Origin of the sequence: Aquabacter sp., assembly GCF_965279295.1 — a bacterium.
In the GTDB taxonomy this organism is placed as follows: domain Bacteria; phylum Pseudomonadota; class Alphaproteobacteria; order Rhizobiales; family Xanthobacteraceae; genus Aquabacter.
Genome location: NZ_CBDIHQ010000009.1, coordinates 1 through 13554, shown reverse-complemented (window position 1 = coordinate 13554; position 13554 = coordinate 1). Strand labels below are relative to the sequence as shown.

Here is a 13554-nt window from a genome sequence, read left to right as displayed (position 1 = left end):
CCTGCGCAAGCGGGGCAGGAACAAGTCGTGACATCGGTTGTTTCCGTCCCGCTTAGCTGGACTGAACTCCGATGTATAACTCGCGCCTCTCTGCCTGGTCGCTCGCGATCTTCTTGTGCATCACCGGGCCGGTCCTGGCGCTCACCGCCGACGACGTGAACAAGGCGACCTACGCCCAAGACATCAAGCAAGATGTCAAGAAGGACACGAAGAAGAGCGCCAAGGCGGATCGAAATAAGAAGGATACGAAGAAGCTCGACCCTGTCATCGTCAAAGTCCAGGTCCTGCTCGCCCGTCGCAGCATCTCGCCCGGCGAGATCGACGGCGTGGACGGCGAGAACTATCACAAAGCCATTGCCCAATTCCGCCGACAGAACAATCTCGGCGACGGCGACAAGATGGACGAGGCCACCTGGGTGGCGCTCGGCGGTCCGGCGGCGGGCGACATCGTCACGGAATACATCCTGACCAAGGCAGACATCTCCGCCCCATTCTCCCGAAATATCCCGCGCGACTACGCCAAGCAGGCCGCCATGAAGCGCCTGTCCTACAAAGACGCGCAGGAGATGTTCGCGGAACGCTTCCACATGAGCGAGGGGCTGCTCAACGCGCTCAATCCCCGCGAAAAATACCGCAAGACCGGCGACCGGATATTCGTCGCCTCGGTGCCGCACAAAGCCCCGGAAACCCCGGTAAGCCGGCTCGAAGCCGACAAGAGCACCGGCATGCTGGTGGTCTATGGCGCGGGCGACACGATCCTAGCGAGCTATCCCGCAACCATCGGCAGCACCGAGATCGCTTCGCCGGAAGGCGACTATACGGTGACCCGCATCGCCCGCAATCCGACCTATCATTACGACCCCGAGAAGAACTTTCAGCAGGGGCAAAACAAGAAGAAGCTGGTTCTCGCCGCCGGCCCCAACAATCCGGTCGGCACGATCTGGATCGGCTTGTCGAAGCCGACCTTCGGCATCCACGGCACGCCCGAGCCCTCGCAGGTCAGCAAGACCTCCTCGCATGGCTGCGTCCGCCTGACGAATTGGGACGCGGAGGACTTGGCGTCGATGCTGAAGCCGGGCGTACGCATGCGCTTCGTGGAAAAGACCGGCATATGAGGCGCCCACAACGCCCCGCTTTGACCTCGATCGCCTGGCTGATGATGGCGGGACTTTGCGTCGGTCTTCCGCACGCGGCGCTCGCGCAGAGGCCGCCCGCCAACATACCGCCCGCCAAGCCACAAGCTGCCAAGCCGCAAACTGCAAAGCCGAAAGCGGGCAGGCTCGTGCCCATTCCGCAGCCGAAACCACGCGTCGCAGGGGCAACAGCGCCGCGCATCACGGCACCGCCGCTTCCCCTGCCCCGCCCCCCGGAGATCGCGGGGCCTCCCCAGGCTGCCACCCCATCCCCGAACCCACCTGCGGCGCCACCGCCGCCGCTCGACGAGGCCACCTTCACCGCCTGCCTCGCAGACTTGGAGGCGCGCGGCGGAGAGGCGACGCCGCAAAAACAGACGGACGGGCAGGCAGAGCCCATGGCCGCGTGCAGCATTCCAGGTCCAGTGTCGCTCTCCCGCGTCCGTGTCCCTGACGGGCCGACCGTTGCCTTGGAAACCGCTGTGACCGTCCGGTGCACCATGGCGCTGGAGCTTGCGTCATGGATCCGCGATGACCTCACCGCCATCGCCAAGCGCCACGGTACCGCGGTGACAGGCGTGACAGGCGTGGGCGGATATTCCTGCCGCATGCGCAATGGCCAGTCCGACGCGCCGATCAGCGAGCACGCCAGCGGCAACGCCTTCGACCTTCTCGGCATCAAGCTGGCGGACGGGCGGCTGATCAGCCTCGCGCATGCCGATGCCGCCACGGCCGAAATCCGTGCGGAAATTCAGAAAAGCACCTGCGCGCGTTTTCTCACCGTGCTCGGTCCGGGGGCCGACAGTTCCCACGCGGACCATGTGCACCTGGATATGCGCCAGCGGCGCGGCGGGTTTCGCATGTGCCAGTGGAACGTGGAATGAGGGCGCAAAACCGGTAACATCTGCCAAGTCCCGGTTTCGTCACACCGATGCGGGATACTCCTGCCTTCAAACACAGATCATTCGGATTTCCTGCCCCATGTCCGTCGCCTTCACGCGCGAGAACGACCTCGAAGCGACCGCCGCCGACCTGCCGGACCGGCCGATCTCGCCGCATCCCAATCTTGTGACGGTCCAAGGGCTGGCGGCGCTCGATGCCGCCTTGGCCGACGCTCGCACGGCTTATGGAGCGGCGCAGACCGGCGACGTGCAGGCCGACCGAACCGCCATGGCGCGTGCCACGCGGGATCTGCGCTATTACGGCGCCCGCCGCGCCAATGCCCAATTGATCGAGAGCCCCGCCGATCCCCAGACCGTTCAGTTCGGCACCACCGTGACCCTCGACCGCTCCGACGGGCGCCGCCAGATCTTCCGTATCGTCGGCGAGGACGAGGCCGACCCGGCGCAAGGCTCGGTGTCCTATGTCTCCCCGCTTGCGAGCGCCGTCCTGGGCAAGGCTGTTGGGGAAGAAGCGATGGTGGCCGGCCGCGAGGTTGAAATCGTCGAGATAAACTAAAGGCCTCCGGCATCGCAAGCCACGTCGGAGATCAGCTTAGAACGGCACCGCGAACCGGGCGCTTAACTCCTGAGACAGGTAGTTGTCGCCAATGTCAGCCTTGTATTCCGCCCGGATTTCGTAGCCCTGACTGCTGAACAGCTGCGCACCGGCTCCCAAGCGCACCAGGGTGGAGGGAATGCTGACCTCGGTCGTGAAATCGCCAACGGTGCCCGTGGCATCGTTCAGGCTCACGCCAATCGCCATGCTGTCCTTCTGGTAGAAGCTGACACCGACGGAGGCGTAGGGGCGCAGCCACAGGTCCGGTGAGAGGTCGAAGCGCCCGCCGAACTCGACGGTCGGCGTGACCGCGAAATTCCATTGCTGGGCGGTGGCGAAATTGAGCGAGAGGGTGCTGCCATCCTCCTCATAGCCCGGCAGGTAGGTGTAGAGAACGTCGAGGTCGACGTAGGGTTTTACGTACCATTGCGGGAAGGCGAACTCATAGCTTGCCCGGAACCGACCGGCCGCCGTGAGGACGTTCGAGGTGCCACTCGAGAGATAGACGGATGACCCGAAATCCATGATCCGGTTGTAATCATAGCTGCCGAAGCCGAGATGGCCCGAGACGGCGAACAGCCATGGCCCGATCTGGTGCTTCAGGGAGACCGCCGCGTCCGCGCCATTGCCCTGCGTGCTCGAATAGCCGCTGGCGTCGTTGAGCCAGGACTGCGTGAAGCCTGCCGTCGCCCCGAGGAACCAGTCGGAGATGATCTCCTTCTGAACGCCGACGCGATAGGTGATGGCGCTTTGGTTGAAGCCAGACGCCGCTGCCGAGGTGGTCTGCTGGGTCCAGTTGCCGATGATCCTCGCCCATGCGCAGTCCGATTCCTGCATCAGGGTGCCCGAACCCTCGAACACCGGGCAGCTCAGGGAGGCGTGCATGGACTTTTGCGCGTCTAGCGTCTGCTGGGTGGCGGTGCTGGCGGTTTCCTCGGGCGCGAGGCTGTCGATGGCCTCGATATATTCCGAGGCGGAATTGGCGCCCGCGAGATAGCCGAAGAACGAGGTGGCTTCGGCTGAGAGATTGCCCGCGCCCCAGATGTCCTGGAGGCGGCGCATGACGTTCTGCTCGCTGCCGGTGGCCGTGAAGCCGGCCGGGGTTGCGAAATTGGCGGTCGGCTTGACGAAGACCGAATTGCCGTCGCGATAGACCGACCAGTTGAAGGGGCTTCCATTGGAAGCCGACGAAGCCAGCGCGCTTAGATCGATCGTCCCGGTCGCGATTGCCACCTGGAACGCCTGCGGCTTCAGCCCCTCGATCACATTGGCCTTGATCTGGCCCGCCAGCGTGAGGTTGCCGTTCACATCCAGCCGGTCGCTGGTCGCTTCATGCGCGGCGACGCTGCTGGACACGTCGACCATGAGCTTGCCGGTGCTGGTCTGCTGGAAATTGCCGTTGACGATCACCCGCGCGATCGAATCGTCGTCGCCGATATGGAAGGTGCCCTCGTTCCGGAACAGGCCGCCGGTCCCGAGATCGATGGTGCGATGGGAGCGATAGGTGCCGCCCGCGAGGTTATAGAAATAGTTCGCCTCGTTGGTGCGACCACTGACCAGGTCGATGGCCCCCTCGATGGTCCCGGAATTATAGACGCTCTCGGTGCCGAACGAGCCCAGGATGGCGACATTCGACGCCGCGCTGACCGAGGAGCCCGAAAGAATATCGATGCGGTTGGCATTGCCGCCGTCGATGCGGATCGCCGCCGCGGTTGCGCCGCTGCCGCCCAACAGGTCACCCTGGTGCGTGATATTGATGTTGCCGCCGAGCCTGCTGGCATCGAGCGTCCCATCGGTCTTCTGCACCCCGCTTTGCGCGAAGATCGCATAGGAGCCGGCGCCCTGCGCCAGTATCTGGCCGACGGTGTCGATGGTGATGGCACCGCCCACCCCGGCCGCGCCCGTCCGGCCCTTGGCGTCGCTGGTCAATGGAATGCCGTTGCCCGCGAGGTCGAACACCGTGCCGCCTCCGCCGCCGATGCTCTGGGCGAAGATGCCGTTTGCGCGCGCGCCGGTGGTGAGGATGTCCATCTCGTCGCCGGCCGCACCCATCTTCACTTCGATCAAGCCGCCATTGCCGCTTGCCGCACTGTCCTTGATCACCTGATCCTTGGGCAGGCCGGTGACGGTGAACGTGCCGACGCCGCCATACCCGCCGCCGCCGCCGATGGATTGCGCGAAGATGGCATTGGCGCCCATGCCGGTGGTCGAGATCGACGCCTCGTCGCCGAGGGTGATGATGACATGACCGCCATTGCCGCCGACACCGCCGCTGCCGCCGAGCAGGCCCACGCCGCCTTCAGTGCCCTTGATCGCCAGTTCGCTGGTGCCGTTGCTGACATCGGCCCCGAAACCGCCGCCGCCGCCAATGCTCTGGGCGAAAATGCCGAACGCTCCGATGCCGGCGGTGCTGATGGTGCCGCTGTGCGTGACCGACACTTCGGCGCCACTGCCGCCCGCCCCGCCGCTACCGCCGGAATCCCGCATGCCATCGCCGCCGATGGACAGCAGAAGGCTCGGGATCGGCAACAGGGTGCTTGAGGTGTCGGAGGTGCCACCGCCCACGTTGAGCCCGAAATCCTTCATCAGGTCGTAGGAGGTCTTGACCCCCGCATACTCTTCCGCAGAGTTCGCGAGATTGGCGGGGTCGCTCGGATCGTAGCGGCTGACATAGGCGAGGCCGCCGCCGCCGCCGACGCTCTGCGCGACGATGGCGTGCGCTTCCTTGCCCAAAGTCGAGATGGTGCCGGAATTGATGATGGTGACCTTGCCACCGTCCGAACTCTTGCCCGCGTTTCCACCGACCCGCGAGGTCACAGCAAGCGAAATGGTGTTGGCGCTGGACGCCGCACCGCCGGTGCCGCCGCCCCCGCCGATCGACTGCGCGAGAATGCCGAACGCGCCGCCGCCAAGGCTAGCAATCATGCCATTGTTCGTGACCTTGACGTCGCCGCCCTTGCCGCCGTCCGATCCACTGCCGCCGACGGTCGCGCTGATGTTCATCTTGTTGTTGCCGGTGGCCGCCGCCGCGCCGCCGAACCCGCCGCCGCCGCCGATCGACTGCGCGAATACCGCCCAGCTGCCGGTCTCATAGGTGAGGATGGTGCCGTCATTGAGAACGGTCACGTCGCCGCCCGCGCCGCCCTTGCCGCCGGATCCGCCGACCGACTGCTCCAGCGAGATGCTCGGCAGGTTCACGCCGGCGGAGGAGGAGAACTCCTTGTAGATGTTCTTTACGCCATCCTTGAACGCGTCCAGCAAGACGCCCGCGATCACCGTACCCCCGGCCTCCGCGATGCGCGCGGCGATACTCTTGTTACCGTCCGCGAGGATTTTGACGATCTTCAGAACATCGGACGCCATGCCGAGCTTCTTCTGGAAATCACTGTTCTTATCTAGCAGAGAATATTGCTTGAGGGCGTTCTTTTCCTTGGAGCCAAGGAATTCGGAGAAGACCTTGTCGATCTTGATCAGTTCATCGGCGAACTGAATCACGGTCTTGCCGATGTCCGTCTGGCTGGCACTCGCCGGGCTTTTCTGAGAGCCGGCCCACATGCCGCCGATGCCGCCGCCCCCGCCCACGCTCTGCGCGAGGATGCCGATGGAGCCGACGCCGTGGGTCTCGATGATGCTGTTGCTGGAGTTGGTGACAGTGACGGCGCCGCCATTGCCGCCGCCCCCGCCCAGACCACCCACCGAACTGTTGACGCTGAAATTGCCCTTGCCGCTGGCGAGATAGCCGCCCGAGTCCCCGCCGCCGCCACCGATCGACTGGGCGAACACGACAGGCGAATTGGCGCCCCAGGAGATCAGCGAGCCGGTGTTGGTGATGGTCACTGCATCGCCGTTTCCGGCGACCGCCCCGCTGCCGCCCACGGTCCGACGGGCGGTGAATGAATTCGCGATGGGCAGTGCGGTGGTGGCGACCGTGTTCAACTTGTCGTTCCACGACAGGCCGGCATTGGCCACCGCATTCGCGGTGCCGCCGCTGCCCCCGCCGCCGCCGATGCTTTGCGCGCTGATCGCCGGGGAGAAGCTGCCGAAGGTCTCGATGATACCGCTGTTGGAGACGATGACCGCCGCGCCGTTGCCACCCTCGCCGCCGGTTCCCCCGACTGCGATGGTCACCCCGACGTTGAGATAAAAGCTCAGCATGTCGGACATGGAGGAAGCAGCGCCGCCGCTGCCCCCGCCGCCGCCGACGCTCATGGCCTGGATGCCCTTGCCCTCGGCGCCTGTGGTGCGGATTTCGGAACTGTTGCTGACGTTGACCACCCCGCCGTTGCCGCCCTTTCCGCCGGTGCCGCCGGCGGCATAAGTCACGGATATGCTGGGAACGCCAGGAGCGGGAAGCGAGAGGGCATAGGCGCTCGCATTGCCGGCATTGCCGCCGCCGCCGCCGATGCTCTTGGCATCGATGCCGAACGCCTGGATGCCCGCCGTGGTGATGGCCGAGGAATTAGCGACGGTGACCTTTCCGCCAGAGCCCCCCTGCCCGCCAGCGCCGCCGATCGCCACCGCGATCGCCAGCACCGGCGTTGCGCTGCGCGCCGTTGCGGTGCCGCCGATGCCGCCCGACCCGCCGATGCTCAGCGCGACGATGCCCGTCGCGCCGTTGCCACTGGTGGTGATGTCCGAACTGCCGGTGAGGAACTCGGGATAGGCGACGAAGGCAGAAGGCGGCAGAACTTCCACATCCCCGCCGTTTCCGCCGCCGCCGCCGCGCCCGCCCAGGGCGAAGCCGAGCAACGGACCAAACGTGACCGCCTTTCCGCCCGAGCCGCCGCCGCCGCCGACGCTCTGGGCGAGAATGCCGAATGCGGCTTCGCCGGTCGTGATGATATGGCCGCCGTTGGTGACGGAGACCTTGTTGCCGTCCCCGCCGGTGCCGCCGGTGCCGCCGCTGCCGAAGAATATGCCGGAGCTACCACCGTTTCCGCCGCCGGCAGGCTGCGGTACGGGCCCGAGGCTGAACGCATTCGCGGCATTACCCCCACCAACGCTTTGCGCGACGATGGCGGTCGAGCCCTTGCCGCTGGTGGTGATCGTGCCGTAATTCGCCACGGAGACCGTGCTGCCCGCGCCCGCCGCGCCGCCATCGCCGCCGGAGAAGAAATCAGAGGCCCCGCCGGCACCGCCGCTTCCGCCGAGCGACTGCGCGAGAATGCCGAAATTGTACGCGCCGCTGGTGACGACCTTGCTCCACTGAATGGCTGAGACCTTACCCGCATTGCCGCCCGGACCGCCGGGATCACCACCGGAACTGCCCTGGTCGCCGCCGCTGCCGCCGACGCTCTGAACAAGGATGGCCGATGAATTCTCGCCGATCGCGGACACCGAGCCGAAGTTCTCAAAGGTGACTTCGCCGGCATTGCCGCCCCGCGAGGCCCAATTGTCCGAGAGATAGCCGTTGCCACGATTGCCGCCGTGCCCGCCCAACGATTCAACGATCACGGCGGGGGCATTCTTGCCGTTGGTGGCGACCGAACCGTTGCGCGCGATCGTGACCTTCACGTTGCCGGCATTTCCACCAGCGTTGCTTGCAACAAGGCCCTGGGTGACACCGCCGCGCCCGGCATTGCCGCCGGCTGAGCGCGCCCATACGCCGGCAAAAAGCGCGCCTGACGTGGTGATGCTCGTGCTGACCTTCAGGTCGACATTTCCGGCGTTGCCGCCACCGCCGAAACCGTGCAGCGCGCCGCCGCCCGCACCGCCCTGGGAATAGACCGAAAGCAAGGCGTTGCCCTGCGTCTGCGGTCCGGTGCCGGCGAGCACACCCTTCTGATCAACACTCACCGCCCCGCCGTTCCCACCGAAACCGGCAGACGTGTTGAAGCCGAGGAGTTCGTTGCCTTCACCGCCGTTACCGCCCACCGAACCGATCGTCACGGCAGTCCCGGTGGCACGCGTGGTCGAATAGATGTTGGAGATGGTGAGGGCCGGCCCGTCGCCGCCGCGCTCGCCGGGCACGTTATGCCCGAAAACCACAATCCTGCCGTTTGCGCCGCGTGCCCCGGTCTCGACCCGTCGCGTCACACTTTCGTCCGCCGCGCGCGCGACCGGAAAGCCGGCCGAAGCCGCGATCAGGATGCCCGCCACGCCGGTACTGGAGACAAGACGCAAGCGGCCGAAAAATGCCTTGGACCGGCAGGAAGCAATAATTCCCACAAAAAACCCCTAAAGTATATTCCCTTCCTATAATGGAGGCGCGACAGCCCGACAACTTCGCCAATAGTTCATTTCAATACGACCTCGGTTTCGAGCCGGATATTAATTTGGATGGAAACAGCCGAGCTTGTGCTTTCGCATTATTAAAATACCTCCGAAAATCGATGATTTAAGACTTGGCATGCACAAGCCATGTTGTTTTCTGAACCCGGAGCGTTTCAGAGGTCCACAACCGCCGACACCCTAGCCCCCGGCGCCGCGCGACAATAACGCGCGGCGGTCCTTCACCGATAATGCTGTTGGCGACCCAGCCTGCCGTGCATTCAGGCTTTATCGCTGGCCGGAGCTTCGGGGATCAGCGCAAGCCAGGGCAGAGCCGATCTGTACCAAGCCTGACGGCGAGGCAAGAATTGCGCACGCTGGGAAATGGTGCCGACCCGCAATCCATAATTATCCGGGCTTTCTGGGGCACAAGCATAGATTGGCGTACCGCACGCTCCGCAGAAAGTATGAAGCCGCTTGTTCCCGCTCTCGGCGGTCTTCAAATATTGCGTGGGCGTGCCCCTCAAAAGGCGAAATCTGTCTGCAGGAGCACGCACGGTCGCCCGAAACGGCGAGCCGGAGATGGTCTGACAATCTGTACAATGACATATGCTGACCGAATCAGGCTCCACTTCCGCCTCAAAAGCAATCGCGCCGCAATGACACTGTCCGTCGATCTTCATCTCTGCCTCCTTTTTCGTGCGCAGGCACACGGATGACGTTCATGCCTCTCTTTTCCCATAAAGCTTGCGTTCTGGTGCAGGTACGGGGCGCTTCTTCCGGGTTTTGAGATACATTTCTGGGCTTATTAGATAAAAATATTCACTTCGAGGTTGCGCATTTCTCCTTTGGGGGTAAACAACAAGCACTCAAGCAGCAGGAGAGAGATTTGACAGACGAAACTAAGGCGCCCGATGACTCCGTGTTCCTGGAGCTTTCAGCGGAGATCGTCTCTGCATTCGTGATGAACAACACCTTGTCTCCCGCCGAGCTGCCGGCGCTGATCAGCGACGTGCACGCCGCTCTGACCGGCCTTTCCAAGGGCGTCATCGTTGTTCCCGAACCGCAGACCCCGGCCGTGTCGGTGAAGAAGTCGGTGACCCCTGACTTCATCATTTGCCTGGACGACGGAAAGAAGTTCAAGTCGCTGAAGCGCCACCTTCGGACCACTTACAACTTGTCCCCCGAGGAATATCGCGCCAAGTGGGGCCTGCCCGCCGACTATCCGATGGTTGCCCCGAACTATGCGGCGGCGCGCTCGGAACTGGCAAAGCAGATGGGCCTCGGCCAACAGCGCCGGAACGCGGTCGTTGCCGCTCCGGTCAAGGCCGTTGCGAAGCGTAAGAAGGTCTCCTGAGACCGATGCCGGCGGCCCCCAGGGGTCGCCGGTTCTTTCCCAGAGCGGAAAGAATTTGACGTTTTAGACGTATTTTATCAGACGTGATGTCTTAAGCGGCGCGTTACTGAGGGTTGCAAGCGGCACGCAAGTCTGCCCCGCCAGCAACACCACGCCCACACAGCAGCCCGCACACAGTGCCAAAAGTGCTTCGACCGCGTGCCCCCGAGCCGGTCACCTCGCACCAAGCGCTCAATATATTCGATATCAGACCTCCTCGATCCAGCTCTGCGCCGCTGCAAGCACTTCGTCGGAAAGAGCGGGATCGTTACTCATGCGCGCCAGAACCAAGGCGCCCACCATGGCGGCCCAGCCGCGAATGGCCGCCCGGCGCTTTTCAGCTTCGCTCTCGCCCGGCGCACCTTTGCTCAAAGTCGCGATCTGGCGCTTAAGACCCTCGGTCATGGCCGTGCGGGTTTGCGTATTTTGGCGCACCGTCTCCGTCGCCAGGCTCGCGACCGGACATCCTCCCGCGACATCGTCCCGGTGCGCGGACGAAAGATAGAAGGCGGCATAGCCCGACAGATCTTTCTGCTTGGGCGCGCCCGCGTTCAGGACATGCGAAATGGTCTGTGCGACCAGATCCTCCTTGGATTTGAAATGGCCATAAAAACCGCCATGGGTGAGGCCAGCGGCCTTCATCACCTGCGCGACGGTCACGGCCTCGAACCCCTGGGCTTTGAACAAGCGGCCGGCGGCATCCAGAATCCTGCGGCGGTTTTCTACCACCTGCTCACGACTGACCTTCATCGGGGCCTCCATACGCACGCTTGACATTATACATGACAATCATCATCAATAAACTTATATGATGGTCATCATCAAAAACCATTTCCCTTGAAGGATCACGTACATGGCCTCGAAGCCCAAAGTCCTGATTACCGGCGCCTCCACCGGCATCGGCGCCGTCTATGCCGACCGCTTTGCCAAGCGCGGTCATGATCTCATTCTGGTGGCGCGTGACCGCGCCCGCATGGAAGTTCTCGCAGAGCGCCTGCGCGCGGAAGCCGGGGTCGCCGTCGAGATCATCCAGGCCGACCTCACCAGCCTGTCCGACCTTGCCAAGGTGGAAGACAAGGTACGGACGGACGCCAGCATCGGCATCCTCGTCAACAAATGCCGGCGCAAGCGCGGCGGGCACGTTCATCGAGCAGAGCCCGGATGATGTCGGCAAGCTGATCGCCCTCAACACCACCCGCCCTCGCCCGCTTGACCAGCGCCGTGGCGCCGCGCTTTGCCGCTGCCGGCACCGGCGCGATCATCAATATTGCCTCCGTGGTCGGCCTTGCCCCCGAACTCGGCCTCACGGTCTACGGCGCCACGAAAGCTTTCGTTCTATACCTTAGCCAGGGACTGCAGCTCGAACTGGGCCCCAAGGGCGTCTACGTCCAGGCGGTTCTTCCCGCTGCCACCCGCACCGATATCTGGGAGAAGTCGGGCAAGGACGTGAACACGCTGCCGGGTGTGATGGAAGTGGACGAACTGGTGGATGCAGCGCTCGCCGGCTTCGACCTGAGGGAACCGATCACCATCCCGCCCCTGCCGGACGCCGCGCAGTGGGACGCCCTGGATGCCGCCCGCCAGGCTATGTTGCCCAATTTCCTCCAGTCCCATGCCGCGGCGCGATATCGCCGGGCGGCGTAAGCCCGCCCATACCTTGAGCTTAAGCGCCAAACGAGGCGAGACCGGCCGTTAACGCGCCAAAATTAAGCTAAGGGAAGCTTTTCCAATCCGACCGCATTGCGGCCGGATTGGCGCCTGCTCTAGGCTCCCCGACGGAATCGCGCACAAGCGCGGAGGGGGATTGCCAATGATGAGCGTGCCGTTTTTCGGTTTGTTTTTTGCCTTTGCGCTGGTGATGGCGGGAAAACGCACCGCGTCCATTGTCCTGTTCGCCCTGTCGATGGTGGTGCTGCTCGTGCTGTTCAAGCTGCACGCCACCGATCCTCTCGCCATTACATTGTGAGGGGCGAGCCATGTCTCCTGAACTTTCCCGCACACTAAATGCCCTCGGGCTACTCGGCCTTTCCGCGATCCTCGCGGTGGCCTTCTTCGACCAGTTGGTGTTTGGCGAATTGCCCTGCCCGCTGTGTCTGCTGCAGCGCGTCGGCTTTGTCGCGGCCGGCATCGGACTTGCCCTCAACGTCAAGTTCGGCCCGCGCCCGAGCCATTATGCCATGGTGATCCTGGCGGCGCTGGTCGGCGGGTCGATCTCGGTGCGCCAGACACTTCTGCACATCACGCCCGGAACCGGCACCTTCGGAGCCGCCCTGCTTGGCATGCACTTCTATGTCTGGGCGGTCGTCATCTTCACGCTGATCATCCTCGGCAGCGCGGTGATGCTGATGTTCGACAAGCAGTTCGAGGACCGGCGTGTGCCGCTCTCCGCGCTTTCCGCCCTTGCCATAGCCAGCCTCGTCATCGCGTCCATCCTGGCGCTGTCCAATGGCGTCTCGACGGTCCTGGAATGCGCCGGCGGGCTCTGCCCGGACGAACCTACCTCCTACATGCTGTTACAGGACGGCGCGCTGAAGGGCCTGCTCGGAAAATGAGACCGACCTATCAGCGATGCTGATGGAAGGGTGTAAAACTTTGACTTTCCTGACGTCCCTCTGGCGGCTAAACCGCAGGGGACGTCAGGAATTTTCATGCCCTTTGCTTCGCTCGCCCGCATCGGCCGGCGCCTGTACGACGCCCCCTATATTCTTCTGAGCTGCACCGCATTGCTGTGGGCGAGCAACATCGTGCTCGGCCGTTTCGTGGCCGGACATATCCCGCCGCTGACCCTCGCCTGCCTGCGCTGGTTTCTCGCCACCCTCATCATCCTGCCGTTTGCCTGGCGCCAGATCGTCGCCGACCGGCGGGTGATCGCGCGCAACCTGCCGCTCCTATTGGTTCTAGGGGCCGCCGGCATCGCCAGCTTCAACGCCATGAGCTATTACGGACTGCAATATACCTTGGCGCTCAATGGGCTTCTGGTGCAGTCGATCTCGCCTTTGCTGATCGCGCTGTGGAGCCCTCGTCCTGTTTCGCGACAGGCTCTCGCGCGGCCAGACCATCGGCATCTTCATCTCGCTGCTGGGCGTGCTGGTCATCGTCAGCGGAGGCGATCTCGATATTCTGCTGCACTTTAAGCCGAACATCGGCGACCTTGGATGCTTGCCGGGCTGGTGATTTACTCCTTCTATGCCGCGATCCTGCGCATACGCCCCGCGCTGGGCGCCTTGTCGTTTCTTGCGATGATCATGGGCCTGGGAGCGGTGCTGCTGGTTCCGCCCGCGATACTGGAAGCCCGGCAGGGGTTAGCCCTCACGCCGG

Annotated in this window: 10 protein-coding genes and 1 pseudogene; 8 read left to right on the top strand and 3 right to left on the bottom strand. The window is 63.9% G+C overall.

Annotated features, from left to right (window positions below; all coding sequences use genetic code 11):
- Positions 1–71: 71 nt before the first annotated feature.
- From ADADO0_RS03140 to greA, 3 genes are all read left to right on the top strand, one after another.
- The gene (locus ADADO0_RS03140; protein WP_511303634.1) at positions 72–1115 is read left to right on the top strand and encodes a L,D-transpeptidase family protein; all 1044 of its coding nucleotides are present in this window, start codon (positions 72–74) and stop codon (positions 1113–1115) included.
- A gap of 167 nt (positions 1116–1282) precedes the next feature.
- Entirely contained in the window at positions 1283–2017 is a 735-nt protein-coding gene (locus tag ADADO0_RS03135) for an extensin-like domain-containing protein (protein ID WP_511303633.1), read from the top strand.
- Positions 2018–2114: 97 nt separating this feature from the next.
- A complete protein-coding gene (greA, locus tag ADADO0_RS03130; protein WP_511303632.1) occupies positions 2115–2591 on the top strand; it encodes a transcription elongation factor GreA in 477 nt (158 codons plus the stop codon).
- 36 nt (positions 2592–2627) lie between these two features.
- Here greA and ADADO0_RS03125 read toward each other — a convergent pair whose 3' ends face one another.
- A complete protein-coding gene (locus ADADO0_RS03125; RefSeq protein WP_511303631.1) occupies positions 2628–8753 on the bottom strand; it encodes an autotransporter outer membrane beta-barrel domain-containing protein in 6126 nt (2041 codons plus the stop codon).
- A gap of 368 nt (positions 8754–9121) precedes the next feature.
- Positions 9122–9523, bottom strand: coding sequence for a GFA family protein (locus ADADO0_RS03120; RefSeq protein WP_511303630.1), 402 nt, complete (start codon positions 9521–9523; stop codon positions 9122–9124).
- 206 nt (positions 9524–9729) lie between these two features.
- Between ADADO0_RS03120 and ADADO0_RS03115 the strand changes: the two genes are divergently transcribed.
- Positions 9730–10197 carry a Ros/MucR family transcriptional regulator gene (locus ADADO0_RS03115; protein WP_511303629.1) on the top strand — a complete coding sequence of 156 codons (468 nt, stop codon included), beginning with the start codon at positions 9730–9732 and terminating at the stop codon, positions 10195–10197.
- Positions 10198–10443: 246 nt separating this feature from the next.
- Here ADADO0_RS03115 and ADADO0_RS03110 read toward each other — a convergent pair whose 3' ends face one another.
- Positions 10444–10986 (bottom strand): TetR/AcrR family transcriptional regulator, encoded by a 543-nt coding sequence (locus ADADO0_RS03110; RefSeq protein WP_511303628.1) that lies wholly within the window; start codon positions 10984–10986, stop codon positions 10444–10446.
- Between the two features lie 103 nt (positions 10987–11089).
- Here ADADO0_RS03110 and ADADO0_RS03105 point away from each other — a divergent pair.
- The 4 genes and pseudogenes from ADADO0_RS03105 to ADADO0_RS03090 all read left to right on the top strand — a co-directional run bounded on the left by ADADO0_RS03105 (position 11090) and on the right by ADADO0_RS03090 (position 13370).
- A pseudogene (locus tag ADADO0_RS03105) lies at positions 11090–11880 on the top strand (SDR family NAD(P)-dependent oxidoreductase).
- Positions 11881–12046: 166 nt separating this feature from the next.
- Complete coding sequence (locus tag ADADO0_RS03100; RefSeq protein ID WP_511303627.1) at positions 12047–12202, top strand: DUF5993 family protein; 156 nt, start codon at positions 12047–12049, stop codon at positions 12200–12202.
- A 10-nt stretch (positions 12203–12212) separates the two neighbouring features.
- A complete protein-coding gene (locus ADADO0_RS03095) occupies positions 12213–12788 on the top strand; it encodes a disulfide bond formation protein B (protein ID WP_511303626.1) in 576 nt (191 codons plus the stop codon).
- A 96-nt stretch (positions 12789–12884) separates the two neighbouring features.
- Positions 12885–13370, top strand: coding sequence for a DMT family transporter (locus ADADO0_RS03090; protein WP_511303625.1), 486 nt, complete (start codon positions 12885–12887; stop codon positions 13368–13370).
- Positions 13371–13554 lie beyond the last annotated feature (184 nt).

Coding starts and splice junctions, on each gene's coding strand:
- ADADO0_RS03100 (WP_511303627.1), top strand. CDS start 12,047: ATGATGAGCGTGCCGTTTTTCGGTTTGTTTTTTGCCTTTGCGCTGGTG.
- greA (WP_511303632.1), top strand. CDS start 2,115: ATGTCCGTCGCCTTCACGCGCGAGAACGACCTCGAAGCGACCGCCGCC.
- ADADO0_RS03095 (WP_511303626.1), top strand. CDS start 12,213: ATGTCTCCTGAACTTTCCCGCACACTAAATGCCCTCGGGCTACTCGGC.
- ADADO0_RS03140 (WP_511303634.1), top strand. CDS start 72: ATGTATAACTCGCGCCTCTCTGCCTGGTCGCTCGCGATCTTCTTGTGC.
- ADADO0_RS03120 (WP_511303630.1), bottom strand. CDS start 9,523: ATGAAGATCGACGGACAGTGTCATTGCGGCGCGATTGCTTTTGAGGCG.
- ADADO0_RS03110 (WP_511303628.1), bottom strand. CDS start 10,986: ATGAAGGTCAGTCGTGAGCAGGTGGTAGAAAACCGCCGCAGGATTCTG.
- ADADO0_RS03090 (WP_511303625.1), top strand. CDS start 12,885: ATGCCCTTTGCTTCGCTCGCCCGCATCGGCCGGCGCCTGTACGACGCC.